Consider the following 26320-nt stretch of genomic DNA (forward strand, 5'->3'; position numbering starts at 1 on the left):
ATTTACAAATAAAAAATTCAGCACACTCTATTTGCGCGGAGACAGTATTTTAGTATAATGTATCTTTATGTACGAAAATGAATTTCATATAACATTCATATACAAATAGAGGTCTTTGGACAGCAAATCGGTTTCAAAGCACCGGCTTGGTTCCAATACAAGTTGCTGAAGGGGTGCAGAATAGTGAATACAAATCAAAAAGAGAATCAGCTTCAGCGCACAATGAAATCGCGCCATTTGTTTATGATTTCATTAGGCGGAGTGATCGGCACCGGGTTTTTCCTGAGTACCGGATTTACAATTAACCAGGCGGGACCGCTGGGCGCGGTTCTGTCTTATCTGGTCGGCGGTTTTATTATGTTTTTGACAATGCTCTGCTTAGGCGAGCTTGCGGTTGCCCTTCCCGTATCAGGGTCGTTTCAGACGTACGCAACCAAATTCATCAGCCCCGCTTTCGGTTTCGCATTCGGCTGGCTGTACTGGCTCGGCTGGGCGGTGACATGCGCCATTGAGTTTTTATCTGCGGGACAATTGATGCTCCGCTGGTTTCCGCATGTTCCCGTATGGGTGTGGTGCCTCGTGTTTGTCGGACTGATGTTTCTTTTGAACGCGATTACCACAAAAGCGTTCGCTGAGTCGGAATTTTGGTTTTCCGGCATTAAAATTGTAGTCATTCTGCTGTTTATTATTTTGGGCGGCGCGGCCATGTTCGGCCTGATCGACATGAAACACGGCGAGCAGGCTCCTTTCTTCTCTCATTTTTATGAGGATGGATTGTTTCCGAACGGCATTAAGGCTATGCTTATTACGATGATTACCGTAAACTTCGCGTTCCAGGGAACGGAGCTGATCGGGGTTGCCGCGGGAGAAAGTGAAAATCCCGAGAAAACGATTCCCCGCTCTATCCGGCAGACGGTATGGAGAACCCTTGTCTTTTTCGTTCTTTCCATCATCGTCATTGCCGGGATGATTCCTTGGAAGCAGGCGGGAGTGGTCGAAAGCCCGTTTGTCGTGGTGTTTGAACAAATCGGTATTCCATATGCGGCCGATATTATGAACTTTGTTATCTTAATTGCGCTGCTCTCAGTGGCCAACTCAGGCCTGTTTGCATCGACGCGTATCCTATATGCCATGGCGAACGAAGGACAAGCCTTTAAATCGCTCGGCAAAACAACTAAACGCGGCGTGCCGATGAATGCTTTGATCGTGACGCTGGCCGTCGCTTGCCTGTCCCTGCTGTCTAAAGTGGCAGCGCCGGAAACCGTTTATATGTTTCTCTTATCATTAGCCGGACTAAGCGCGCAGGTCGGCTGGATCACGATTTCCCTGTCACAGCTGATGTTCAGACGGAAATACATCCGCGAAGGCGGCAAAGTGGAAGACCTGAAGTTTAAAACACCGCTGTACCCGGTGCTGCCTATTATCGGGCTGACGTTAAACACGGTCGTTCTGATCAGTCTCGCATTTGATTCAGAACAGCGGCTCGCCCTTTATTGCGGCATCCCGTTCATGGCGGTGTGCGTTATCGTCTATCATCTGTATGTAAAAAAGCATAAGCAGTCAGAAAAACAGATAGAGCTTTAAATCTTTTCGTGTCCAAGTCATCTTTGAGAAACCCGCACAGGACAACATACAACATGTTGAGGTGGAAAAACGGATGAACAAGAATATCTCAGTTATTGGAATGCCGATGGATTTAGGACAAGCACGACGCGGAGTGGACATGGGCCCGAGCGCCATCCGCTACGCGCATCTCATTGAACGGTTATCTGACATGGGGTATGCGGTGGAAGACTTAGGCGACATCCCCGTCAATCGTGAAAAACTCAAAAATGATGAAGATCTGAAAAATTTGAACTCTGTGCTCTCGGGGAACGAGCAGCTCGCCCAAAAGGTGGACAGCGTCATTGAGAATGAGCGGTTCCCTCTCGTCTTGGGCGGCGATCACAGCATCGCGATCGGAACGCTGACAGGAACGGCAAAGCACTATAAACAGCTCGGCGTCATCTGGTACGACGCGCACGGCGACTTAAACACCCTGGAAACATCACCGTCAGGCAATATTCACGGAATGCCGCTGGCCGTCAGCCTCGGCGTCGGGCACGACACGCTGGTGAATCTGGGCGGGTATGCCCCGAAAATCAAGCCGGAGAACGTCGTCATCATCGGCGCGAGATCGCTTGATGAAGGCGAGCGTGAATACATTAAGGAAACAGGCATGAAAGTCTATACGATGCATGAGATTGACCGCCTCGGCATGACAAAGGTCATTGAAGAAACCATTGACTACCTGTCAGACTGTGACGGCGTTCACCTCAGCCTTGATCTAGACGGCCTTGATCCGAGCGACGCACCCGGCGTAGGCACGCCTGTCGTCGGCGGCATCAGCTACCGTGAAAGCCACTTGGCAATGGAAATGCTGTATGATGCCGACATCATCACTTCAGCGGAATTTGTCGAAGTCAACCCGATCCTCGATCACAAAAACAAAACCGGCAAAACAGCGGTCGAGCTGGTGGAATCTTTGTTAGGAAAAAAACTATTATAAAATATGCGCCTCCGCACCTGCGGAGGTTTTTTTTGTTGCCACGAGGAAACTAGCGGGCTGCCACCCTCTTTTTGGACCTGTAAATATGATATATTTATTACACAAAATGGGAAAGGGAGGTGTCCTGACAGATGGCTGAAGTGATGGCCCACGAAACAGTTGCGAAAAAAATCAGTGACTGGTATGAGGAAATCAAAAAGCACAACACTGAATCGGCTGAGGCGTTAAGAGAACAACTGCTTACGGATCTGCAAAATATGACACAAAATCAAACGGTGCTCCTTTATTTTAATTTAATTGATTCCCGCTATAAGCTTTTGATGGAAGAGTATGAGAAAACAGACGGCATTTTAAAAACGATCCAGCTGAACGCCGATAAAGAAAAAACAGACCAGATGATTCAATACTATTATTATTTCTTTTCCGGAATGCACGAGTTTTACCGTAAAAGGTTTATGAACGCCATTAATTTTTACCGGATTGCTGAAAGCAGGCTCCGGCACATACCGAATGAGATTGAAAGAGCCGAGTTTAATTATCAAGTGGCGATTGCCTACTATGAAATCCGCCAAAACTACTTTGCGATGAACCACGCGGAAAAAGCGTTGGAGATCTACAAAGCCAATGAAATGTACGCGGTCAGAGAAGCACAGTGTTTAATGGTGGTCGGCTGTAACAGAATGGACTTGTTTCACTATCAGAAAGCCGAAGAGCTCCTGCAGACGGCGGTTCATCAAGCCGCCAAAGCGGGCGATCCGCATATTGAAGCGCTCGCCCACTTTAACGCAGGCATTTGCTATGAAAGACAGGAAAAACTGGAAGAGGCGCGGGTCGAGTTTGAAACGGCTCTTGATCAAAAGGAGCATTTGCGATCAGCGTATTCGGTGCGGAGTCTGTACATGCTGGCCAGAGTGTTATTGAAACAGGAAAAGACGGATGAGGGCCGGTTTTGGCTGCATAAAGCGCTGAATGCCGCTGAAGAAAAAAACGAGCCCGTATACACCCAAAAGCTGCGCATCTTACAGCATGTCTTTATTGACCGCAATGAAGAAGCGCTTGAATCAGCTTTCGCCGAGTTAAGAAGGAAAGAGCTGTGGAGTGACGTTTCCGATTTGTCGTATCAGGCCGCGGCGCATTTTAAAAAACAGGAGAAATACAAACCGGCAGCGAAGTATTTTCAGGAATCAATTGATGCCAATGACCAAATTTTGAGATTAACGGAGGGGATTCGTAATGAAAACATGTAAATTCATTGTACTCTCAGCAGCCTTGGCAAGTCTCATTTCGATTGGATTATTTGCGCAAACTGGTTCAACGGCACAAGCCGAACAAATCATAAAACCGGCGGAAAACGGAGCCTTCGGATAATACTTCATGATACCGCTTTCGTGTAAGGAGTGATTCAATGGCTATCACGCTGCAGCCGATGACAGGACAAGAATTTCAGTCCTATCTCGCTCATTCAACCAAGCATTACGCTGAAGAAAAGGTAAAAGCGGGAACGTGGCTGCCTGACGAAGCGCCGGAATTAGCGGAACTGGCGTTTGAAGACCTGCTTCCTGACGGCTTGAAGACGGCCGATCACTATTTATGGACGCTGACATTGGACGGAAAGGAAAATGCCGGCTGGCTGTGGCTGCACGCCGATCCGGACAACCCGCAGCAGGACGCATTTATTTATGATTTCGGCCTTCATCCGCCTTTCCGCGGCAAAGGCTATGCAAAAGAGGCGCTCGCAAGGCTGGAGGACAAAGCCAAAGACCTGGGTGTCCGCAAGATTTCTCTCCATGTGTTCGCTCATAACGAAACGGCGCGGAAGCTGTATGAGAAGACGGGATTCCTGGAGACGGATGTCATTATGAGCAAAAAGCTGTCATGAAAAGAGGCCCGCACGCTGGGCCTCTTTTGTTATTCATCTAACAATGTCATCATGTGTTCCGGATAACGCTCGCCGGCCGCCGTTCCGATCGGAAACATCTCATCCAACCGCGCCTTCACATCCTCCGGAAGCACAATGTCGAGAGCGGCGAGGTTTTCTTCCAAGTAGTGTTTCTTTTTTGTGCCCGGGATCGGAATGAGATCATCGCCGTTTGCGAGAACCCATGCGAGCGCAAGCTGAGGCGCGGTGATATTCATTTCCCGGGCAATGGCGGTAAGTTTTTGGACGAGCCCTATATTCACCGCCAAATTGTCTCCCTGGAATCTCGGCGTTCTTCTTCTGTAATCATCGGCATCCAGCTGATCGGTCGACGTCATCTTTCCGGAAAGAAAACCTCTGCCGAGCGGACTGTAAGGCACAAATGAGATGCCGAGCTCACGGCAGGCGGGCAGCACATGCTCCTCCGCTTCCCTGCTCCATAAAGAATATTCCGATTGAAGCGCGGCAATCCGGTGAATGCGGACGGCGCGCCTGATTGTTTCTGCGGAAGCCTCTGACAATCCGATATACCTCACCTTTCCTTCGTCTATCAGCTCCTTCATGGCGCCGACGGTTTCTTCAATCGGCACCCGCGGATCAACCCGGTGCAGATAATAAAGGTCGATATAATCCGTCCCAAGGCGTTTCAGACTGGCGTCACACGCTTTTTTCACATAATCGGGCCGTCCGTTAATTTCGATAAACTCACCCTTTGCGCTTCGGACATAACCGAATTTCGTCGCGAGGCACAGCTCCTTTCTGAATGGGGCAAGCGCTCTGCCGACAAGCTCTTCATTCGCACCCAATCCATATTGATCAGCCGTATCAAACAAATTCACGCCGAGATGAACGGCATGATGCAGTGTGGAAATCGAATTTTCCTCACTCTGGCTGCCATAGTATTCCGACATGCCCATGCACCCTAACCCCATTGCGGAAACCCGCATCGAACCGATCGTTCTGTCCTTCATATGTCCTCCCCCTTTCTTGTATGATAACCGGATTTCCTGATATTTGAAAATGTTTTATGCATAATATTTACATATTGTTATAAAATTTTTAAAAATCTGTAAATTGTATATTTTTTTATCGCAATTCCGTCATATAATGAAAACGTGGAAAAATTAACCTTTGAGAAAAGAGGCGAAGTCAATGTGTAAAAAGCTGTTCAAAGCCGTCCTCCCGTTTGCCCTGTCATTCACCATGGTTCTGTCGTTCTCCGGTTTGAATGTAAAAGCGAAAGAAACAGAAATACCACGCTACGCAAAAGAAATCGCAGACCTTCAGCAGGGCACGACTCCTGAAGACGTTCTCCAATCCGCCAAAGAGCTTGCCAAACAGAAGCACGTTTCAACAGAAGCAATTCTCAAGCAGTTTCATCAAGAAATCACGGCAGACAAGGTGAAAGGAAATGTAACCGCTTCCAAAGAAGGGATCTCTGCGATGGGCGGATCGTCAGGAACCAAAAAACTTCCGAAAAGCACAAAAGGCAATATTTATTACACGAACTCATACACGGCTTATTACAACCACGGGCATGTCGGCATGTATTCATCCGCTGATAAAATTGTCGAATCCGTGCCGGGAGACGGCGTCCGCCAGATTGCTTATAACGGCAGAGAAGTCGAAGACAATTCAATCGTCCAGACCGTAAAAGTCACCGACGCCCAAAAACAAGCCGCCGCTGACTGGGCTGTATCAAGAGTCGGTGATGAGTACTCCTTCAACTTCGTCAATAACAGAAATACGGGCCATGAAGGCGCCAAAAACTGCTCAAAACTGCTGTGGTCGGCATTCCTCTTAAAAGCCGGGATTGATATCGACTCTAACGGCGGCTTAGGCGTATACCCGCGCGACATCACAAGTTCGTCCTACACAACCACGATCCTGACCATTCACTAAGGAGAACAACGTGAAAAAAATCATCTGGATACCCTTAGTGATCATCGCCGCCGCAGCGGTCTTATGCTTCTTCTATTTCCCCACGGAAGATCCTGCGGAGGTTGCGAGAGACACATTAAATGACCCTGATTTTCTGAAAGATAAAGAGGCGCTGCTGTATTTCTCCACTGCGGCTGACCAAGACACGTTCGGCGGCGGAAAAAGCTACGCCCTCTTCGCCGATGAAAAAGGGCGGCTTTCTTCTTATCAAATGAAGGGGCTTGAGCTCGGATCGGCCAAAGTGCATGACGAAAGCGTCCTGCTGGAGGACAAAAAAGGAATCTACACCGTTCAGGACGGCCTTCACACGTATAAAAGAGCGTACCAGCATACGGGAGACAGCGCGGGATATATCGAACGGGCGAAAGGCTTTTACACGCTGTATAATTCGGGCTACGACAAGAGCGGCGGCAGCTACCGTTCAGAGCTGTACCGCCAGATAGACGGCAAGTGGAAGCAAGACGTCATCCCGCACTATATCCGCGCTTCAGGCTTTTATAAAGATCATCTTTTCGCACTCACGCCGACAGATGACGAAAAAGGCTATCACGTCCAAGACATTCAGGCCGATAAAGAAAAGCTCCATACAACATCAATCGCGACGTGGACGTATAAAGAAGGCACGTCTGTCGAATCCCAGCTCGCCGCGGACGACAGCGCCGTCTGCTTTGTTACCAGAGGAGAAAAAGCCGATCACATCTATCAAATGGTGAAAGTCATGAAAAACAGCGGCGCCATCAAAACGTATGACATCGCCGCTTATAAAAATGACGAACAGACGATCTATGACTCCATGCCGTTCAGCTTCAAAAAAAGCTTTTTCATGGAGCATCGCAGCTTCTATTTCGTTGACGGCTTCGGAACCGTCTACTGCATCAACCCTGAGACCGGAAAAAGCAAAAAGGCCTTCACCCTCCCCGCATCAGGAATGAAGGCCGACTTCAAAGAACTGACCCATCAAAACGGAGAGCTGTATCTGTTCACGTACAGCTACAAAAAGCCCGCCAAAATCGAATCCTTCGACCTGAAAACGGGCAAAAAACTGAACGACCTGACCATCCCAAACTTAAAAAACATCGTCACGCCGAAAAGCCATCTCAAGCTGTATGATGTGCAGGTGATGGGTGGGTTTTAAAGAGTATGAACATTTGGGAAGAGCTTGCCGCTTTTGGTAAGCTTTTTATAATGAAACGTTACTGCGGGAAAGAAGGTGTTCATTTGAAATCATTCAGTATCTTCTTATTGTTGTCCGTCATTTGTATAACCATTGTTTTTGTCATAATGAATATGTTGATTGGATACCCTGATGTGAGTAACGGGGCATTGATTATGATTGTATATATCGTTGTGACCCTCATGATAAGGCTATATAGCAAGAAAAAGAAATAGAGGAATTTGAACCGTAAAAGCAGAAGACAGTCAGGTGAAGGAGGGAGCCGATGAAGAAAAAGCTTGCCGCGGTGACCGTAACCATTCTCCTGGTTTCCGTGATAACCAACTCTTTTCTAAACGGCGGAAAGCCGGACTGGATTAATGTATGCTGTACGCTGCTGGCGTGTCTATTAGGAATTCTGTTCGTCCTTCGCTTAGAAAAAAGAGAAAACACGTAAAGAGCCGGATGCTGAAAACACCGGCTCTTTTTGCGCGTGATTTGCCGAATTGTGGATAAAACTCAGCCCGAAGCACTACTAACATGTGTATAAATAGGTTATATTGAAAAGAGAACAATTGCCGCGCGCAAAAGAAAACCGGAGGATGTAACAATGAAAACCGCTTATTATTCTTGTGAAGAACATATCGAAACCGTGCTGGACATGTACATAGATGATCATGAGCTTCCGCCCGAAATCAGAAAAATCGAACATACTAACAGTTTATCCACAGCCTGTGAATTATGTGGGGACACTGCAACATATCTAGTAGGGAACGAATGATCCTACACAAAATACAGAAAAGATATCCACAATTGTGGACAATATATATGAATAACTTGTTTCTAAAGTGGGGATGACCTGTGAATATCAATATTGTGACCATCGGAAAACTAAAAGAAAAATACCTTAAGCAAGGCATTGAAGAATACAAAAAACGACTCTCAGCCTACGCAAAAATCGACATCATCGAACTCCCGGACGAAAAAGCTCCGGAAAACCTGAGCGACCAAGACATGAAAATCGTCAAAGACAAAGAAGGCGAACGCATCCTGGCCAAAATCAGCCCGGACACCCACGTCATCGCCCTCGCCATCGAAGGAAAAATGAAAACATCCGAAGAACTGGCCGATACAATAGATAAGCTGGCGACATATGGAAAAAGCAAAATCACCTTCGTCATCGGCGGCTCACTCGGCCTAAGCGACGCCGTCATGAAACGGGCAGACGACAAACTGTCATTTTCAAAGATGACGTTTCCTCATCAGCTCATGCGGCTGATTTTAGTGGAGCAGATTTACCGGGCGTTTCGGATTAATCGTGGGGAGCCTTATCATAAGTGAGTGAGGTTTTTTGGATTCCGTAATAATAAAAACTTTGAAGATTATATGAATAAAAAGAGTAGTTTCTTTATACATTAATTGACAATTATTGTCTGCGAAAATGAGGTGTTTGAGTTGGAAAAAATAATGCTTCCTGATAGATTTGAAGGACTTGAGGGTAAAAGAGATAAATTCGACATAACAAAAATAATTAAACCTGTAGAAGATGGGATAGATAAGATAAACGATTTGTATGAGGAAATGGAAAGTAGTAATAGAGGTTCATTTTTAATATTAAAAGGAAAATCGGGGTGTGGAAAAACAACATTTTTAAAAACCTTAGATATTTTTATTGAAGACGTTGAAATAATGACAATACTAAACGATATGGATTTAGTGGAGTCGATAAATGAACTTACGTCAACAACAAGTAAACTTAGGATTATTATTATCGAAGGAAGAGAATCACTGTTAGATTCAAGTTTTAGAGAAATTAATAATGCTGTACATTCTATAAATCAATTTATTAGGTCAAAAAATGGGAAAAGCACATTACTGGTATGGCCTTGTAATGATGAAGATATTATTGAAACTCTTGTAGCCACTGCGGGTAATATTGGCGGAACAGCTTTATTAGATTTAGATGAAACTTACTTTGAATTCCATGGGCCCGATAAATCCCACTTTTTAGAAATTGCAAAACAAACGGTCGAGTTACTTAATAACGGGAAATCCCTATTGGATTTTGGGATAACAGACGAGGAAGCTTGGTCACTAATAGAGGATGTTAATACTATTGGTAAGTACTTAAAAAAAATAAATAAAACAATAAGAAAAAATAAAAAATTTGTAGAAAGTTTATTGAAAAGAGAACCTTGTAAAATGTGGGTTTTAGTGCTAGCAGGGAATGAACCAGATAAGGATGTTGCGGCTCTAACTAAAGGAGAATACTTAACAGCAGATGTAAATAGGATGTTGGTTTCAACTGATGCAAACATTGTTAGGGAGTTAAAGCAGTATCCAGAAAAAATAGGAATTTTGGCTAACTATTTTGATTGTAGAATAATATATATTCCGTTAGTCACTACACTTTCAGTTATAAGGGATTTTTCAGGAAATAAACTAAAGGAAACTCTAAAGCAGAAAAATTTAACTGAAAAAGGTGATGGGACTGGAGTTGGTAGGCTTCTAAACAGTGAATTAGCAAAAATGATTAATTCAGACTATAAGGCAAAAGGTAAAAAGGGTAAAACAGGTTCAAATAGTATTGCCGCTTTTGAGAAGTTAACTGAAATTGCGTCAACCAATGATAAGATATTGAATAAGTCATTTGGAGAAGCTCTAAAAGAAGCCGGATTAATAAAGGAATTTGAAGCTGAGGTTAATTTTGGCTCAGGTTTAACAAGAAGAACAGATTTAGTATGTAAAACAGATTCGGGTGAAATAAGAATGGAGTTCATGTGGAGGAAGAATACTTCACAAGCTGCAATAGCTAATTACACTTTAACTAAATTATTTAATTACGGAAAGGCTATAGGTTTCTTTGAGAAAAACCTCCTTTAGATTCATCATGGAGAGCCTTCCTGTCATTGTTTTCGCAATGACTCTGTGAATGACCTTTCTATCTTCATATTTTTTCATTTATTTATATTAGCCCTTTTCTCTTTCTTTGGACATTAATCAAGCATACTTATGATCTAAATCATAACAGAGAACGAGGTAGAAAATCTGCTGGAGTACTGACTTTTTTAGGGAAATAACACCTGAAAAAAGTTTTCTGCTACATAAATTTAATATAACTCAAACTATTTTTTGTCTCATTTCTAAATTAAAACCAATACATAGTAGAAAATTTTATTGAAAATGAAAAATAGATAAATAAAAATAAATTCGTAAACCCAGATACTTCCACAGATAAAATGAACCACAAGGCGTAATTATTAACCTATGTTGGATGGTTTTAATATAAAAGCTAAAACTCTTAATATAAAAACTTAATAAGCAAGAAGGAGGACTTTTTTTGAAATGTACTGTAACTGAATTGGAGATAGAAACTATATACGGAAGAATAAAAGGCGGAGATTTAAATTTAAGTCCAGATTTTCAAAGAGGGGAAGTCTGGAGTGTTGCAAAAAAGAAAAAATTAATAGATTCAATACTTAGGGGATGGAGAATACCACCTATTCACCTCATTGAAACTCCAGAGTATACAGATGAGGTATTAGATGGACAACAAAGATTAGCAGCTATTAGAGACTTTATAGAAAATAAATTTAAAATTGATGGGAATTTAAAACCAATAGATCAGAATATCTCAACTTTAGATAACTTGAAATTTTCTGATTTAGAAATGAATTTTCAAAGAAAATTTAAAAAGTATAGTTTAACTGTTATTAGATTAACTGAATTTTCTCCTGAAGAACCAGCCGAGTTATTTTTCAGATTGAATCAGCCTGCAACATTAACTTCTGCAGAGCAAAGAAATTCTTATATTGGAGATACAAGAAATCAAATAAAACAACTTGTAAATTATTTTGAAGAACTTGGCGCTAATAAAGAAACAATTGGATTTTCTAATTCAAGAATGGCTTACGATGATATTATCTCAAAATTTTGTTATACTCTTGAACTTAAAAGTCTCAAAAAGAAAATTACATCTTCTAATATATCAGAAAAGTATAGAAATAACGATCCATTTAGTAAGGAGGTATTAGATGAAGTAAAAGATACAATTGAATTTTTCACAAAAAGTTCAAAGAAAGGCCAAGAAATATTTTTAATAGCAAATTTGAATATTAACAAGGCTACTTTGTTTAGTTGGTTAGTATTTTCATATAGAAATAAAAACCATATTTCAACAGAAGAGATGGCAGAGTTACTTTACACATTTGAGTATGCACGCGAAGTTATCAAAGGCAAAATTAAAATAATACCATTAGGATTTGAAAAAATAGCTGATCTCCTAGATAGTAATGTTCATTTAAATCAAATGCTTTTAATTTTTAATCAACGAGCTAGCATGGGAAGCACCGATGTAAATTCAATAATTTATAGAGATATTATTTTAGAACTGTATCTAAAAATATATTTCTCTCATATAAAAAACAATATTAATCTTGAAGAATATAACATAAATAAAAATGATAAAAGTATAGGTGCTTTACTTGAGTTGATAGCACATAAATTAAATTGGGGAGGCAATATTATTCAATGATACGATCAGCTAAAGTCCCCGATATATGGAGGAAAATAGATAGGAATAATTATAGGTATTATATTGAGAGTATAAATTTAAATGGAATCCTAGGTATAGTTGAACCAATTAGTTTTAGAAAGGGAATCTTCTCAATTTGCGGTTTAAATGGTGTTGGGAAATCAACAGTTTTTACAGCAATAAAAGATATTTTAGGCTTAAGTATAAGTGATAGAGATAGAGTTAAAATAAAGGATATCGAGGTTACGGGCAAACTAAAAGATGGTAATAAAGATATTATACTCAAGAATATTGAGGGAAAAAGATTAATAGATGTTGTTGAAGGCGAACTTACATTGGAGGATATTAATTTTCAAAAGCTTATACAAATTTATGACTATATTGATCAACCTAACTTTAATGAATTAGTTGAACAACATGATGATAATATATTTAATAACGATGATATACAATCTCTAAATTATTTAATTGGAAAAACATATGACTCTGTTGTTTTAAGGGAAATTGAAGTCGAGGATGAAAAAATTATTCCTTATTTTCAAGTTAAATGTAATGGCCTTGAGTATGACAGTTTAAAAATGGGCACAGGAGAACATTTCCTTTTCTATATTTACTGGCTATTCAAAAGAATTGTTACATATGGAATATTATTGATTGAAGAGCCGGAAGTATTTATTAGTGTAAAGTCGCAAGTTAAATTAATGAATTTTATTGCTAAGAAGATCAATGATCACAAATTCTCTGTAATCTTAGTTACACATTCTCCTTTTATTCTTAAGAATCTAAGTACTGAAAGGATGTTAGTTCTAAATAATTATTTAGACGTTATTGATATAAATAATCCAAAATCTAAGGAGGAAACATTAGAGAATTTAGGGCTTTATACTAACAAAAAAGGTATTTTTATTTTTGAGGACACATTAGCTATTGAGTTTTTTAAAAGTATGTGTAAAAAACATGCAAACTATTTATTGAAATATTTTGACTTAGAAAAGGTTAATGGATTTTCTGAAATAACTAAAATTTTGAGCATTCCTCAACTAGATAATATGAAATATAATATTGTAGGATTTTATGATGGAGATTTGAAGAATAGTGGTAAGATTTCGAGTGAATCTTTAAATATGCCACATAAGTTTTTACCAGGTGAAAAAGGTCTGGAAGAGGAATTTATGGAATTAACTCGTTCTCGTTTTGTTGAACTAAGTACTAAATTAGGTATTACCCAGAAAGAATTTAGAATGATATTAGGTAATCTTCAAGGTAGTGAATCACATGATTGGTTAATGGAAATATCAAATGAAACACATATTGATTTTAATTTAGTTGTAGATATATTTTATAATTTGTGGGAACTAGAACATGAGAAAGAGGTTAAAGATTTTTTATCTGATATAGAAAAACTCTCTACGGATTAAAACATAAAATTAATTGCAAATTGGTTATTGAAGAGTGGTATAGAGTATGGAGAAGGAGTAGTGGGAGACCTAAATGGATTTATTGTAAAAGTTTTTTAAAAAGCAAAATCCAAATACAAATCCGGTTTCCACAGCTAAAAGAAGCAACCTACTGTTGCTTCTCTTTCACCATCTTTATAAAGAGAAAGAAGACAATGAATACAATAAAATAATTCAATGGATTCTTAACGATACTTATCTCCAGCGAAATCTGTAAGAGTATCCAGAGAATGAAGATGGCTAGTATTGAAGGAATGATGATTTTGTACATGTCGACCACCTTCCATAGTTAGTAAAAGAAAGGGGCGCGGGCCCTTTTTTTTTCATGATTAAAAGCAAGATGCGGCAGCTCCCGTCATTGCACCGCCAACAGCGCCGGTAATTGCTCCGACGGCACCCGCTCCTACTGTTCCGATGCCGGGTATTGTGACTGTTCCCACAGCAGCTCCTGCAAGACCCAGTGTGCCGCCGCCAGTTACCGCACCGCCGCCAGTACCTAGAATACATTTCCCGACTGATTGGGTGCTGATTGACCCGCTTGTTTTTCCAGCGTCTTTGTTTACGACTTTGACTAAAACGCCATTTTTGATTTTTTCATATTTCAGTGTAACGGGGTCACCATTTTTGTCAGTGGAGCTTTTCGGAAGAGCCTGCTCCTCGCCCGTTATGTTGTCTTTTAGGGTTGCATTGCCTTTAGCGTCAATATGAACATCTGCATGATTGAACGTCATCTTCAGCTCACTGTCGTTGAGGTTTTCAACTTTGTATGTAGCTTGGGAACCTGCGGCAGCCGCAGCATGAGGTAAAACCGGGAGGGCAAAGGCACCTGCTAGGAATACCAAGGCTGCCAGTTTCACTGCGGTTAGCTTCATTCTGCTTTGCATCATTGATCCTCCTCCTTTGGTTGCCATACTAACAAAGGCATTCTGCTTGTTAAAGCCTTACCATATAAAATGATAAAAAATTCACCCAATTTCATCACATTAACCAACAAGGTTTGTATGTTTCCCTTCGAAAGTCATAGGAGAGCAGGGTTCATATCTGATGCGAAGTTATCAAGGAGGATAGAAACCGTAAAGAAGAGCTCAGAGAAGCACCTTTATTGCGAACAACAGCTTCTTCCGCATTTTCCACACGACAGTATAAATCCCTTTCCGTCACGGAAACCTAGTGGAAAAGGTTTCTGAAAGGAGGGGGCGTATGATGAAAAGTGAAAAAATTCAAAACAAAACATCTTTGGTTTGGAAGATGGCGATTGCCTCTGCGGTTTCTTGGGAAGCGGCAAAACTGGCGGGCTCTGATCACCCCTATTTAGCGCCTCTGTCTGTTATCTTATGTTTGCAGCCAACGATAGATCAGTCGATTCGTTTTTCTTTTCATCGTATTGCGGGAACTGCGATTGGGATCATGCTAACGTCCTTTCTTGTCAGTCACTTGCCAATGAATGGCTGGATGCTGGGGCTGTTCCTATTAGGCGGGACTTACATTGCAAAGTGGTTACGAATAGATGTAACGGTTCTGCATCAGGTAGCGCTCACCATTTTATTGGTCTTTACGTTTGAACGAAACTCTAAAGATTATGCATTCGACCGAATCATCGATACGGTGATCGGCGTCATCATCGCCATTCTGATTCACATGTTCCTTTTTCCGCCGGACTACACAAAAAAGGCAGCGGACTCTTTTCAAACATTGGCCCGTCAGCTTTCCGACGCACTTTCAGACCTTTCCAAATGGGTGCAATCAGAGTGGGGACAAGGAAAAGGGAACCTTATGGAATATAAAATGAACCATCTTCTGCAGGAGCTGCATACGGCAAAAGAGATGCTGCAAACAGCCTCTGACAGCTTAAAATTCAACCCCGTCAGAAAAAAACATAAACACATCATTTCAAGCTATCAAATAGAGATGCAAAAGTTGAACGCCGGATTTGAGTATCTGTCAAATATAGTGAAAACGTTAAAAGAATGGGAAAAAGAAGGAGCTTTATCTTCAAGTGATAAAAGGGAGCTGGGGAATGATTTACAAGTGTTAAGTGAATACTTTTCGGATCTTAAAGGCATACAGCAGGGTGAAACAGACAATCGGAAACAGAAGGAACAGAACGTGTTATTGGAATCTCTCCGCTCCGACATGCTGTCGCACCCGCCGCCCGGTCATAAGGTCTATAAAGACTCTTTTTTTTTAGAAACGAAGAAATTGCTGAAGCGTTTGTAATGTTTTCCGGAAAAAGAGAATACGGATATACAGATATGATCAGGTAAAAGCGGGGGACATGAGATGGATGATATACACCGGATTTTGGATGTCATCGCTAATTCTAAGAAAGCTAAGGTACTGGCTACCATCATTCAAACAGAGGGGTCCGCTTATAAGAAAGAAGGGGCTTCGATGTTGATTTTAGAGGATAAAACAAGAGTCGGAATGTTATCCGCCGGTTGTCTGGAAGAAGATCTCGTTGAAAGGGCAGAACAGGTCTGGTCTGCGGGAGAACCGTTGATTGTCCGCTTTGATATGAGTGCGGAAGACGATTTATCCTGGGGACAGGGCATTGGCTGTAATGGTGTTTTGACGGTGTTGCTTGAGCCTGTAAAAGGGGAATTGGAACGGCATCTGATGACAGTCAAGACATGCTTAGATGAAAAAAAGTCTGTGACCCGAATGAAGCGATTCACTGAAACGTTAGAGCCGAAGGAAGATCTGTATATCGCTGAAGACGGCAGCGTGTTTGGAACCGGGGATGTGATGGAACAAGGCCGTATTCAAAAACTGAGACAGACGGAGAAGGGAATCAAAAGGGATGAACATACATCTGATTTGTTTTTTATCCATCAGATGGTGCCAAAACCTTGTTTATATGTCTTCGGAGCAGGAGAAGATGCGAGGCCGTTAGTTTCGTTGGCGGCTCGTGCGGGCTTTCATGTGACGGTGATTGACTGGCGTCCCGCCTTATGTCATCACGGCCATTTTCCTGAAGCCGGCCATTTGATAACGGGAGCGCCTGAAGAAGTCATGAAAGGCCTGAGCATGACAAAAAGGGATTTTGTTGTCATTATGACGCACAGCTTTCAAAAAGATCAGATCATTTTACATACATTAAAAAACGAGAATGTGTTTTATAAAGGCGTATTAGGCCCCAGAAGGCGTACGGAGCGGCTTTTAGGCGGGGGTGAGATTCCGGAAGATATACATTCCCCTATCGGACTTCCCATCGGGGCACAAGGCCCTGAAGAGATTGCTGTAAGCATTGTCGGCGAGATGATTCAAAAAATGCGAAAACAAAGGTCTCGCCTATGAAAACAGCAGGCATTTACCTGGCAGCCGGTACAAGCAGACGCATGGGAACGGATAAGCGAAGTTTATTTCTCAATGGCGTTTCCCTCGGAAGTATGGCTCTTAAAAATGCCTTGTTATCTGAATTAGATCATATTTTTGTTATTACGAGAAAGGGAGATTCACTGCATTGGCTTTCGGATTTTTTCTTTTTAGATCCCATGTCAAATAAGTGGAGCCAGGCAGAATGTGAGCAAGCGGGTAAGGGCCAAGGCCATTCTATACAATGCGGTTTGCAAAAAGCGGCAGCGTACGAGGCTGACGCCGTTATCATTCTCCTTGCAGATCAGCCGTTTGTCACCGCAGATATCATCAATACGTTAATTGATTCCTATCAAAAAGAGCGCCGTTATTCATTTATCGCCGCTGAAAATCAGCATCTTCCTATGCCCCCCATTTTATTCTCAAATCAATGTTTCCCGGTATTGCATCAGTTAAAGGGAGATCAGGGCGCCCGGCATGTGATCCGTGAAAGTATGATCAATATGGGAAAAATGATCAGCTTTCAAGACCCTTTGCTTTTTTATGACGTCGATACAGTTGAAGATTATACGCTGCTGCTGAATAAATTCGGGGAGTGAATGAGTTGGAGTATATCGGGAAGAGTGTCATTCGGAAAGAGGCCCTTGAAAAAGTGACGGGTAAAGCGAAATATACGGATGATTTTCAAGAAACAGGGACGTTGCACGCAAAAATGCTGACCAGTCCATATGCTCATGCCGATATTGTGTCGATGGACTTTTCAGAAGCTTGGAAGATTCCCGGCGTGAGAGCGATATTGGGGGATGAACCTTTTCCGCTTGCAGGTGAAGAAATTAAAGACAGATCGCCGATTGCTTATAAAAGGGTCAGATACCATGGTGAGCCGGTTGCTGTTGTTGTTGCGGAAAATCCGATTACAGCTAAAAAGGCCGCGGATGCCATCAAAGTATCCTATAAACCTCTTCCCGTCGTCAATTCCCCCCGTGAGGCCTTTCAAAAGGATGCGCCACTCGTTCATGAACATGCGGACCGCTATGAGAAGACAAAAGGTGTATTCCCGGTTCCGAAGACAAATATCGCAAACGTGGATAAGGTTAGAAAAGGAAATATTGAAGACGGATTTAGGGAAAGTGATGTGACAGCAGAATTCCAGATTTCCTTTAACCCTTCTGATCACGCTGCGATGGAGACAAGATGCTCGATCGCTGAAATTCGGGCGGATGAGGAGATTATCATTACCACATCCTCTCAAGCCCCTTTTGCCATTAAAAAATTAATGCAGTGGTATTTTGGAATTGAACCCGGAAAGGTTATCGTCAAAACGCCTTTAGTAGGCGGGGCGTACGGGGGAAAAGCAGCCGTTCAGTTAGAGGTGATTGCCTATTTGGCATCAAAAGCGGTTGGAGGCCGGCCCGTCAAATTGTTTAATACGAGAGAAGAGGATATGATCACATCTCCCGTTCATGTAGGATTGGATGCCATTGTCAAATTAGGGGCCACAAAGGATGGAATTTTAAAGGCGGCGGACATTCAGCTTTTATTTGATGGCGGAGCATACTCTGATAAAGGAGTGGACATCAGCCGGGCTGCGGTGGTTGATTGTACGGGTCCGTACGCTATCGACCATATATCGTGTGATTCATATTGTATGTATACGAATCATCCATATCCCAGTGCATTCAGAGGCTACAGCCATGCTGAAGTGTTATTTGCTTTTGAGCGGACGATGGATGTATTGGCGGAAAAGCTGAACATGGACCCGTTAGAACTTCGCTATAAAAATGCCATTCGCCCCGGTGACACCACACCGACTCAAGTTCTTCTCAATTCAAGCACGGTCGGAAATGTGCCGAAATGTATTGAAAGATTGAAGGAATTAATGAATTGGGACGAGGGGCAGCGAATTGAAATCGACGGCCGGAAGATACGGGCGAAGGGAATCAGCTGCATTTGGAAAACCTCAACATTTGATACAAATGCAACATCCGGAGTGATTTTAACCTTTAATCCTGATGGAAGCATTAATTTGATGTCAGGGATAGTGGAAATTGGAACAGGGACAAAAACAGTGCTAGCCCAAATCTTAGCGGAACGAATGAAAATGGATATAAGCAAAATTCACGTGAAAATGCTTGTAGACACCCAAACAACTCCCGAGCATTGGAAAACCGTGGGGAGCAGAGGGACGTTAATGGCCGGGAGAGCCGTACTGAATGCAGCGGAGGAAGCCATCCGAAAGCTGAAGGACGCGGCATCATGTGTGTTGCGGGTTCCTGTCGAGGAATTGGAAGTGGCCGAAGGAAAGGTTTATTTTATAGATCATCCTTCTGTACATGTTGACATAAAAGACATTGCTTACGGATATACGTTTCCGAATGGAAATACCGTTGGCGGCCAAATCATTGCGAGCGGTAATTACACATTAACCCGGATGACGAATTTAGACCGGGAAACGGGAAGAGGAAAGCCGGGACCCGAGTGGGCTGTCGGTGCTCAGGGAATTGAAGTTGAGTTGGATAAGCGGGATTATACGTATCGGATTACAAAAGCCTATTCTGTTGTGGATATAGGAACTGTACTGAATGAAAAAGCTGCAAGGGGGCAAGTGATGGGGGGGATGAGTATGGGAATCGCATTCGGAGGAAGAGAAACCTTTGTCTTTGATTCATATGGCAGAGTATTAAATCCTCAGCTTAGAACATACCGCCCCCTTCACTATGGAGAGCAGCCTGAATATATCATTGAATTTGTTGAAACCCCGCATGAGATTGCGCCTTATGGAGCGCGCGGCGGCGGGGAACACGGACTGCTGGGGATGCCGGCCGCATTGGGAAATTGCCTTTCCGCCGCTTTAGGTGTCCAATTGAATCAACTTCCTCTCATTCCCGAACAATTATGGAGGACGCAAGAGGGGTGGAAAGATGATACCGTTTGATTTTGACTATTTTAAACCGAAGACCATTCAAGAAACAATCAATCTATTTCACTCGCTTGCGGCTGAAAAGAAAACACCGATGTATTATTCCGGCGGCACGGAAATTATCACGTTAGGAAGGCTGAATATCGTATATACGGATGCGGTGATAGATATGAACGCGCTTCCGGAATTTCACGCCATCCGTTTTTATGAACGTTATCTGGTGATCGGAGCGGGCGTGTCATTAACGAAACTGGAGGAAGAAAATCCATTTCCGCTATTAAGTAAAACGGTAAGTGAAATAGCCGATCGGACGACTCGAAATAAGATCAGCCTGGGCGGAAACATTTGCGGGGGCATCTACTACCGTGAGGCCGTGCTGCCGTTGCTGATTTCTGATAGTTTGCTAGGGATTGCAGGGAGAGCGGGGATCCATTACCATCCTATAAATAAAGTATTTAACAAGGAAATACAATTGCGAAAAGGAGATTTTCTATTTCATATCGTTGTCGATCGAGCGTATGTTGACCTGCCGTTTGTCAGTATCAAAAGAAGACAGCAGTGGAATGTCGGATATCCATTGGTGACAGTCTGTGCGCTGAAAAAAGATGATGAGATCAGAATGGCCTTCAGCGGCGTATGTCCATTTCCGTTTCGTTCTGCTGAAATGGAGGCTGTGCTTAATGATCAAAGTTATTCATTAGAAGATAGAGCGCGCAGGTCTTTACAGTATGTACCCAAACCCGTTCTTGATGATGCGGAAGGCTCAAGTGAATACCGAATATTTGTCTTGCAACATACAATTTTAGATGCCTTACAGGAATTAGAAGGAGGTCCAAATGTCTGATCCTATTACGTTGAAAGTAAATGGCGAGGAAAGACAGATGACGGTCAGACCGGCTGATACTTTGTTATTTGCTCTTCGTCTTCGTCTCGGATTAACTGGTGCAAAACCGGGCTGCTTAAATGGGGATTGCGGCGTCTGTACGGTATTAACGGACGGGGTGCCGATGAAATCTTGCTTAATGCTTGCGGCAGAAGGGGAAGGAAAGAACATTACGACAATTGAAGGACTGATCAATACGCCGATTCAAAAGGCTTTTATTGAAAAATTCGCGTTTCAATGCGGTTATTGCACACCGGGTTTTCTCATGAATTGTCATGCTTTAGTGAATACTGAGCCGAATGCAAGTGATGACACGATAAAAAATTGGCTGGAGTCCAATATTTGCAGATGTACGGGTTACAGGGAGATTGAAGAAGCGGTTAAATCCGTTTTACATACAGGGAAAGGGACTTCTTAGTTCGCAACCGTAAAAAAAGAGCCCAGAGAATCATCTCTGAACTCCATATTCTTCACTTCATATACCGATACTCCCGCAGTTTCTCCAAAATCGCCACTTCTTTCAGCAGTTCTTCACCGACGTTTGTTTCTTTCACTTTCTTTCGCTCCAGCTCTTTGTCGACTAATCGTTTCACTGTTAAGACGTCGGTTCCGGTGTTCAGCACTTCGGCCTTGGAGTTAAAGTGTTTATGGGCGACGAGCTGCATGCCGTAGGAGTTGTATAAGAGCGTGTAGCCGGCGATGCCTGTTGTGGATTGGTAGGCTTTGGAGAAGCCGCCGTCGATGACGATCATTTTTCCGTTTGCCTTGATCGGATCTTCGCCTTCGATTTCTTTTACCGGTGTATGGCCGTTGATGATATGGCCGTGATCCGGATTGAGGCCGAATTCCTTCAGGATGTTTCGGCAGGTTGCCTCGTCTTCACGCAAATAGTAATACGGGTTTTTCTTTTCTTTATGCGTTTCCTTCTCTTTAATGAAATACCTCTCAAAGGTTGTCATGGCCCGTTTTCCGAAGAGGGAGGAGTATTCGCCTGTCCATAAGTACCACGTCATATCTGTCGCCAGATCATCGGTTTCTTCCGGATGGGCAAACGCTTCACGTAAGAACCGTTCAAATACATCGAGCAGCTCACGGCCCGCATAAGCTTTATCCTCTATCATCATCGTTTCCATGCTTCCGTTTTCATCGACGGGAATACAGCCGTGAATCAACAGGTTGCCGTTATATTTCAGATACAGGCTGCCTTTTTTCATCATAAAATTCATATGGCGGCCCAGCTTTTCGGAGTGCTGGACAGAAAACAGCAGCTTGTCCATGACTTCTGCTTCTTCTTCTAACAGCTCGTCAGGCTGTTTGGGATTCACCGTCGCAAAGCAGGTGTTTTCCAGTTGATACGTTTTTCCGTTCAGCGTGATTTCATTGCGGTCATAATCAATCTTTTCCAGTAACAGCCGTTCTTCCATATTAAAGTTCGGCCGTCTCTTAATAATCGGGCTCTCAAGCTTGAATTGGATCATCGCGATCGCCTGATGAATTTTTGTGATTTGTTTAATCTCATCTTCCGGTCTGTTTTCGTCCGCTTTCGGGCGGAAAGCCGGGTTATCATCGTAATATTTTTCGGCAAGGTTCAATAGCGGTCTCAGATTGATGCCGTAAACGTCTTCAATAATATCCAGATTGTCATAGCGGGCACAGATGCGGATAATATTTGCCAGGCATACTTTTGAGCCGGAATAAGCGCCTATCCAGAGAACATCATGATTCCCCCATTGAATATCCACTGAATGATAGTTGATCAGTTCTTCCATGATTTTATCCGGCTGCGGTCCGCGGTCGTAAATATCGCCGACCACATGCAGATGGTCGACCACCAATCGCTGCGTGCTGTAGGCAAGACCGGTGATCAGCTTATCGGCCTGGCCGAGCGCAATGATCTGTTCTATGATTTCGGAGTAGTATTGTTCCTTGTTGGCGGCTTGTTCTGTTTTGTACAGCAGCTCTTCGGAAATATAAGCAAATTGGGCGGGCAGTGCTTTGCGCAATTTGGAGCGGGTGTACTTGGAAGAACAATAAGAAACGAGCTTAATCATCCGATGAATCGTTTCTTTATACCACTCGTTTAATGCCTCTTTCGTATCAAAATTATGTTTGATCAGCTTCAGTTTGTCTTCCGGGTAATAGACCAAAGCCGCCAGTTCATCAATTTCTCTATCGTAAATGACGCCGCTGAAAATATCGCGGATCTTCTCTTTTACTCTTCCTGAACCGTTCCGCAGCACGTGCTGGAATGCCTGATACTCCCCGTGCAGATCACTGACGAAATGCTCGGTTCCTTTCGGCAGGTTCAGTATCGCTTTCAGATTAATGATTTCCGTGACCACTTTTTCTTCACAATCGTATTTTTGTGCGAGCAGATCTAAATATTTGGTTTCCAATCTCGTCCATCCCCTTTTTATTTACGAGCAATTGTATGATAAAGTGAATTTAAAGTATGACATAATGTTTAAATGATTAGACCTTATATGATAGTACCGCATAACGCCTTTTTGAGACAATGAAAACGGAAAATACGGCGCTTCAGGCATCGAAAATTGGACCGGGATAACGCCGTGAGCTCATCCCCCTATTGACAATGAATTCAACTTCCATTAAAATAAAAAGTTAGCTGATAGTTATTTCTATCGGAAACTTAATACGTAGCAGGCTATGATTGCTGTGGGTCGCACTACAGCAGGAGCGGCTTCTGGAGAGACCGCGGGTTTTCCGCGGCGCCGAAGGGTTCACAATCTCAGGCAAAAGGACAGAAGAGTACCGAATATGTATTTGTCATGCTGTTGATTGTCAGCGGCGCAAATATAATTTGATATTCTTATGACCATGAGATTGGAGGGCATCCAATCTCTTTTTTTATTGGCTTTTTTTGCTCGTCGTTCACTAGAGAGGTAAGGAGGAGTCAGATGTGGAGCAGCGAGAGCTAAAGAGGGACTTATCGAATCGGCACGTGCAGCTGATCGCCATTGGCGGCACGATCGGCACCGGATTGTTTTTAGGGTCCGGTAAGGCGATTCAGCTGGCGGGTCCTTCTATCATCTTTGCGTATTTTATTGTAGGTATTGCGCTTTTTTTCGTCATGCGGGCGCTGGGAGAACTGCTGTTATCTAAAGCGGGGTACCAATCATTAACGGATATAGCCGAGGCGTATTTAGGACCGCGTGCAGCGTTTGTCACCGGCTGGACCTATTGGTTTTGCTGGATTATGACGGCTATGGCGGATGTGATCGCCGTCGGTGTGTATGTGAAATATTGGTTTGATATTCCGCAGTGGATTCCGGCACTTATCTGTTTGCTCATTTTATTAGGGCTTAATCTGTTAACGGTTAAGATTTTTGGAGAATTGGAGTTTTGGTTCGCCTTAATTAAGGTAGTCACGATTCTCGCGTTAATTGTCATCGGGGTGGTTCTGCTGGTGATTGGGTTCAAAACGCATACCGGAACGGTTTCAGCGGCGAATCTGTGGGAGTACGGCGGCTTGTTTCCGAACGGATTTTCAGGCTTTTTGCTTTCGTTCCAGATGGTGATCTTCGCCTATGTCGGTGTGGAATTAGTGGGTGTATCAGCGGCGGAAACGTCAAATCCGAAAAAAAATATTCCGTCCGCTATCAATAAAATTCCATTGCGGATTTTATTTTTCTACGTCGGGGCATTGATCATTCTTTTATGTATTAATCCGTGGATGCAGCTGAATGCAACGGAAAGTCCATTTGTAAAGACCTTCAGTCTGGTCGGCATTCCGTTGGCCGCGGGAATTATTAATTTTGTCGTATTAACGTCTGCCGCTTCTGCTTGTAACAGCGGGATGTTTTCAACAAGCCGGATTTTGTATAACTTAAGCAAAACGAAACAGGCGCCGGCAAGTTTTGCGAAGCTGAATAAAAATCATGTGCCGAGCCGCGCGTTATGGATATCGGTTATTGTGCTGTCAGCTGGCGCTCTTTTAAGCAAATTGATACCGGAAGCGGCCTTTGGCATCGTGACCACCATCAGCGCGATTTGTTTCATTTGGGTGTGGGGCGTGATTCTTGTCTGTCATATCAGATACAGGAAAACCCGTCCGGACTTACACGCAAGCTCGTCTTTCAAGGCGCCGTTTGCGCCGTTTATCAATTACGCCGTGCTGTCGCTGTTTGCCGTCATTCTGGTGATTATGCTGTTTGCGGATGCGACGCGCCCGGCTTTGCTGCTGACGCCGCTGTGGTTTATTGGATTATTTCTCATCTATCGGGCGAGAGGGAGATAGACAGATTGAATGGCTTCAGACGGTGTACTGCCATGCAGTATGCCGTTTTTTGTTTTGATTGGAAAGCGAGAATATTTGTTAGAAATCAGGCTATAATGATTGTATAATTTAAAAAAAGTGTATAATTTTAAATTAAGCGAGGTGATGATATGAAGTATGAGAAGTTATCTAAGCTTTTTTATAAAATGGATGCTGATTCATATGAGAAAGAATTTAAAAAGAGAACGAGCAGCTATGGCAGTTATTCAACATCATTAAACATACGGGGGTTCCGAAAAGGCCGACCCACGGACGATTCATTTGAGCTATTCTATGTAAATACACATAGTCTCATGAAGCTGAATAATGAAGTGTTGTTAAACAGTTCCAAAATTTCATCCCTTATCAGTCAGCTCCCCGAATTTGCCGTCAAACCTTATTTTGATAAATTAATTATTAATGAAGCACAGAGTAATAATGAAATTGAAGGAATTCGCAGTACAAAAAAAGAATTGAAAGAGGCTCTTAAAGCGTTAGAACAATCCGAGCCCTCACATAAGCGGTTTGTCGGATTGATGAAAACATATCAATTTATAGACCGAATTCCGTCGTTTACAAGCATTCATGACTTTAGGGAATTATACGACGAGCTGGTCGCAGATGAAATCGGAGCAGAAGATGCGCCGGATGGTGAGCTGTTCAGAAAAGGCTATGTTGAAGTGAACGATGGGAACATGACCACCCATATCGGCGTCAATTCTGAACAGAAGATAACAGAAGCGCTTGAGGCTTTAATTGCTTATCTTCATGATGAAACACATCCTCAGCTGTATCGTTACATGACAGCTCATTACTACTATGAATACATTCATCCTTTTTATGACGGCAATGGAAGAACAGGACGCCTTATCGTTGGGAGTTATTTGTCCCGATATTTAGAAAAATATTCAGCCATCACTTTTTCTTACGCAGTTAATAAGAACAAAGATAAGTATTATAAGGCATTAGAGGAAATTCCCGCACCTTTAAACCGGGGAGAGCTGACTTTTTATTTAATGGATATGCTGGAATTGCTTCTGTCAGGACAAAAAGGGATTATTGAGGATCTTGAATTTAATTTAATGAAACTGAAACGAATTAGGAACTATATTGATAGCGATCAATGGGCTGATTATAAAGATGAACGTGATATTTTTAATATCATTATCACGATTAATGTATTTGTAAATGATCAGGTTACGCTGTCGGTGCAAGATTTAATGGAGCTCTCAAATAAATCGAGACATAAAATTAACAGAGTAATGGATTATTTAGAACAGCAAGGATTTGTTGAGCTCGTAAGCAGAAGGCCAAAATCTTATAAAATCAGCGAGGATTGTTTAGAGGAGATACTGCCTTCTTAATTCATATTTAA

At 42.7% G+C, this 26320-nt stretch carries 25 protein-coding genes and 1 riboswitch; of the genes, 21 read left to right on the forward strand and 4 right to left on the reverse strand.

Going from position 1 to position 26320, the window contains the following annotated elements:
• The first annotated feature begins 183 nt into the window (after positions 1–183).
• From ACWJJ4_RS00520 to ACWJJ4_RS00540, 5 genes are all read left to right on the forward strand, one after another.
• A complete protein-coding gene (locus tag ACWJJ4_RS00520) occupies positions 184–1584 on the forward strand; it encodes an amino acid permease (protein WP_017418506.1) in 1401 nt (466 codons plus the stop codon).
• Between the two features lie 73 nt (positions 1585–1657).
• Positions 1658–2548 (forward strand): arginase, encoded by an 891-nt coding sequence (gene rocF / locus ACWJJ4_RS00525; protein WP_004393135.1) that lies wholly within the window; start codon positions 1658–1660, stop codon positions 2546–2548.
• A gap of 131 nt (positions 2549–2679) precedes the next feature.
• Positions 2680–3795, forward strand: a complete 1116-nt coding sequence (locus ACWJJ4_RS00530) for a response regulator aspartate phosphatase (protein WP_353575370.1) — start codon at positions 2680–2682, stop codon at positions 3793–3795.
• Positions 3782–3916, forward strand: a complete 135-nt coding sequence (locus ACWJJ4_RS00535) for a hypothetical protein (protein WP_007407881.1) — start codon at positions 3782–3784, stop codon at positions 3914–3916. Before ACWJJ4_RS00530 ends, ACWJJ4_RS00535 begins: the two co-directional genes overlap by 14 nt.
• A gap of 37 nt (positions 3917–3953) precedes the next feature.
• Complete coding sequence (locus ACWJJ4_RS00540; RefSeq protein ID WP_454021344.1) at positions 3954–4427, forward strand: GNAT family N-acetyltransferase; 474 nt, start codon at positions 3954–3956, stop codon at positions 4425–4427.
• Between the two features lie 29 nt (positions 4428–4456).
• Here the strand turns inward: ACWJJ4_RS00540 and ACWJJ4_RS00545 are convergent, their stop codons facing one another.
• Entirely contained in the window at positions 4457–5437 is a 981-nt protein-coding gene (locus ACWJJ4_RS00545) for an aldo/keto reductase (protein ID WP_454021345.1), read from the reverse strand.
• Positions 5438–5618: 181 nt separating this feature from the next.
• Between ACWJJ4_RS00545 and ACWJJ4_RS00550 the strand changes: the two genes are divergently transcribed.
• From ACWJJ4_RS00550 to ACWJJ4_RS00585, 8 genes are all read left to right on the forward strand, one after another.
• Positions 5619–6368 (forward strand): hypothetical protein, encoded by a 750-nt coding sequence (locus tag ACWJJ4_RS00550; RefSeq protein ID WP_454021346.1) that lies wholly within the window; start codon positions 5619–5621, stop codon positions 6366–6368.
• Positions 6369–6378: 10 nt separating this feature from the next.
• Positions 6379–7542: a hypothetical protein gene (locus ACWJJ4_RS00555; protein ID WP_182069211.1), complete on the forward strand. Its 1164-nt coding sequence runs from the start codon at positions 6379–6381 to the stop codon at positions 7540–7542.
• Between the two features lie 304 nt (positions 7543–7846).
• A complete protein-coding gene (locus ACWJJ4_RS00560) occupies positions 7847–8017 on the forward strand; it encodes a hypothetical protein (RefSeq protein WP_166460961.1) in 171 nt (56 codons plus the stop codon).
• A gap of 153 nt (positions 8018–8170) precedes the next feature.
• The gene (locus ACWJJ4_RS00565; RefSeq protein WP_004393147.1) at positions 8171–8341 is read left to right on the forward strand and encodes a CxxH/CxxC protein; all 171 of its coding nucleotides are present in this window, start codon (positions 8171–8173) and stop codon (positions 8339–8341) included.
• An 80-nt stretch (positions 8342–8421) separates the two neighbouring features.
• On the forward strand, positions 8422–8901 hold the full coding sequence (gene rlmH / locus ACWJJ4_RS00570; protein ID WP_013354196.1) for a 23S rRNA (pseudouridine(1915)-N(3))-methyltransferase RlmH: 480 nt from the start codon (positions 8422–8424) through the stop codon (positions 8899–8901).
• A 114-nt stretch (positions 8902–9015) separates the two neighbouring features.
• The gene (locus ACWJJ4_RS00575; protein ID WP_207625478.1) at positions 9016–10443 is read left to right on the forward strand and encodes a hypothetical protein; all 1428 of its coding nucleotides are present in this window, start codon (positions 9016–9018) and stop codon (positions 10441–10443) included.
• A 457-nt stretch (positions 10444–10900) separates the two neighbouring features.
• Positions 10901–12094: a DUF262 domain-containing protein gene (locus tag ACWJJ4_RS00580; protein WP_059367467.1), complete on the forward strand. Its 1194-nt coding sequence runs from the start codon at positions 10901–10903 to the stop codon at positions 12092–12094.
• Positions 12091–13512: an AAA family ATPase gene (locus ACWJJ4_RS00585; protein ID WP_095324109.1), complete on the forward strand. Its 1422-nt coding sequence runs from the start codon at positions 12091–12093 to the stop codon at positions 13510–13512. The genes ACWJJ4_RS00580 and ACWJJ4_RS00585 overlap by 4 nt, the downstream gene beginning before the upstream one ends.
• A 148-nt stretch (positions 13513–13660) precedes the next feature.
• Here ACWJJ4_RS00585 and ACWJJ4_RS00590 read toward each other — a convergent pair whose 3' ends face one another.
• Entirely contained in the window at positions 13661–13822 is a 162-nt protein-coding gene (locus ACWJJ4_RS00590; RefSeq protein WP_004393168.1) for a hypothetical protein, read from the reverse strand.
• A 58-nt stretch (positions 13823–13880) separates the two neighbouring features.
• A complete protein-coding gene (locus tag ACWJJ4_RS00595; protein WP_057080353.1) occupies positions 13881–14435 on the reverse strand; it encodes a hypothetical protein in 555 nt (184 codons plus the stop codon).
• Positions 14436–14751: 316 nt separating this feature from the next.
• Here ACWJJ4_RS00595 and ACWJJ4_RS00600 point away from each other — a divergent pair, with 316 nt between their 5' ends.
• From ACWJJ4_RS00600 to ACWJJ4_RS00625, 6 genes are all read left to right on the forward strand, one after another.
• Positions 14752–15768 (forward strand): FUSC family protein, encoded by a 1017-nt coding sequence (locus ACWJJ4_RS00600; protein ID WP_454021347.1) that lies wholly within the window; start codon positions 14752–14754, stop codon positions 15766–15768.
• Positions 15769–15831: 63 nt separating this feature from the next.
• Positions 15832–16848, forward strand: a complete 1017-nt coding sequence (locus tag ACWJJ4_RS00605; protein ID WP_079004961.1) for an XdhC family protein — start codon at positions 15832–15834, stop codon at positions 16846–16848.
• The gene (locus tag ACWJJ4_RS00610) at positions 16845–17465 is read left to right on the forward strand and encodes an NTP transferase domain-containing protein (RefSeq protein ID WP_079004960.1); all 621 of its coding nucleotides are present in this window, start codon (positions 16845–16847) and stop codon (positions 17463–17465) included. Before ACWJJ4_RS00605 ends, ACWJJ4_RS00610 begins: the two co-directional genes overlap by 4 nt.
• 5 nt (positions 17466–17470) lie before the next feature.
• Positions 17471–19801 (forward strand): xanthine dehydrogenase family protein molybdopterin-binding subunit, encoded by a 2331-nt coding sequence (locus tag ACWJJ4_RS00615; RefSeq protein WP_454021348.1) that lies wholly within the window; start codon positions 17471–17473, stop codon positions 19799–19801.
• Positions 19788–20630: an FAD binding domain-containing protein gene (locus ACWJJ4_RS00620; RefSeq protein ID WP_454021349.1), complete on the forward strand. Its 843-nt coding sequence runs from the start codon at positions 19788–19790 to the stop codon at positions 20628–20630. The genes ACWJJ4_RS00615 and ACWJJ4_RS00620 overlap by 14 nt, the downstream gene beginning before the upstream one ends.
• Positions 20623–21087 carry a (2Fe-2S)-binding protein gene (locus tag ACWJJ4_RS00625; RefSeq protein WP_454021350.1) on the forward strand — a complete coding sequence of 155 codons (465 nt, stop codon included), beginning with the start codon at positions 20623–20625 and terminating at the stop codon, positions 21085–21087. The genes ACWJJ4_RS00620 and ACWJJ4_RS00625 overlap by 8 nt, the downstream gene beginning before the upstream one ends.
• Positions 21088–21139: 52 nt before the next feature.
• On the opposite strand, the gene fbp is transcribed toward ACWJJ4_RS00625, so the two are convergent.
• On the reverse strand, positions 21140–23065 hold the full coding sequence (fbp, locus tag ACWJJ4_RS00630; RefSeq protein WP_454021351.1) for a fructose-1,6-bisphosphatase: 1926 nt from the start codon (positions 23063–23065) through the stop codon (positions 21140–21142).
• A 298-nt stretch (positions 23066–23363) separates the two neighbouring features.
• Positions 23364–23444: riboswitch (glycine riboswitch) on the forward strand.
• Positions 23445–23589: 145 nt separating this feature from the next.
• On the opposite strand from fbp, the gene ACWJJ4_RS00635 reads away from it, so the two are divergent.
• Together ACWJJ4_RS00635 and ACWJJ4_RS00640 are read left to right on the forward strand one after the other, a co-directional pair.
• Positions 23590–24927, forward strand: coding sequence for an amino acid permease (locus ACWJJ4_RS00635; protein ID WP_454021352.1), 1338 nt, complete (start codon positions 23590–23592; stop codon positions 24925–24927).
• Between the two features lie 149 nt (positions 24928–25076).
• Entirely contained in the window at positions 25077–26309 is a 1233-nt protein-coding gene (locus tag ACWJJ4_RS00640) for a Fic family protein (RefSeq protein ID WP_102422106.1), read from the forward strand.
• The last annotated feature ends 11 nt before the right edge of the window (positions 26310–26320 follow it).

This window comes from Bacillus sp. JK62, assembly GCF_053663455.1.

Coding starts and splice junctions, on each gene's coding strand:
- ACWJJ4_RS00600 (WP_454021347.1), top strand. CDS start 14,752: ATGATGAAAAGTGAAAAAATTCAAAACAAAACATCTTTGGTTTGGAAG.
- ACWJJ4_RS00585 (WP_095324109.1), top strand. CDS start 12,091: ATGATACGATCAGCTAAAGTCCCCGATATATGGAGGAAAATAGATAGG.
- rocF (WP_004393135.1), top strand. CDS start 1,658: ATGAACAAGAATATCTCAGTTATTGGAATGCCGATGGATTTAGGACAA.
- ACWJJ4_RS00550 (WP_454021346.1), top strand. CDS start 5,619: ATGTGTAAAAAGCTGTTCAAAGCCGTCCTCCCGTTTGCCCTGTCATTC.
- ACWJJ4_RS00565 (WP_004393147.1), top strand. CDS start 8,171: ATGAAAACCGCTTATTATTCTTGTGAAGAACATATCGAAACCGTGCTG.
- ACWJJ4_RS00620 (WP_454021349.1), top strand. CDS start 19,788: ATGATACCGTTTGATTTTGACTATTTTAAACCGAAGACCATTCAAGAA.
- ACWJJ4_RS00640 (WP_102422106.1), top strand. CDS start 25,077: ATGAAGTATGAGAAGTTATCTAAGCTTTTTTATAAAATGGATGCTGAT.
- ACWJJ4_RS00610 (WP_079004960.1), top strand. CDS start 16,845: ATGAAAACAGCAGGCATTTACCTGGCAGCCGGTACAAGCAGACGCATG.
- ACWJJ4_RS00595 (WP_057080353.1), bottom strand. CDS start 14,435: ATGCAAAGCAGAATGAAGCTAACCGCAGTGAAACTGGCAGCCTTGGTA.
- ACWJJ4_RS00545 (WP_454021345.1), bottom strand. CDS start 5,437: ATGAAGGACAGAACGATCGGTTCGATGCGGGTTTCCGCAATGGGGTTA.
- ACWJJ4_RS00530 (WP_353575370.1), top strand. CDS start 2,680: ATGGCTGAAGTGATGGCCCACGAAACAGTTGCGAAAAAAATCAGTGAC.
- ACWJJ4_RS00535 (WP_007407881.1), top strand. CDS start 3,782: ATGAAAACATGTAAATTCATTGTACTCTCAGCAGCCTTGGCAAGTCTC.
- ACWJJ4_RS00590 (WP_004393168.1), bottom strand. CDS start 13,822: ATGTACAAAATCATCATTCCTTCAATACTAGCCATCTTCATTCTCTGG.
- ACWJJ4_RS00605 (WP_079004961.1), top strand. CDS start 15,832: ATGGATGATATACACCGGATTTTGGATGTCATCGCTAATTCTAAGAAA.
- ACWJJ4_RS00540 (WP_454021344.1), top strand. CDS start 3,954: ATGGCTATCACGCTGCAGCCGATGACAGGACAAGAATTTCAGTCCTAT.
- ACWJJ4_RS00625 (WP_454021350.1), top strand. CDS start 20,623: ATGTCTGATCCTATTACGTTGAAAGTAAATGGCGAGGAAAGACAGATG.
- ACWJJ4_RS00560 (WP_166460961.1), top strand. CDS start 7,847: ATGAAGAAAAAGCTTGCCGCGGTGACCGTAACCATTCTCCTGGTTTCC.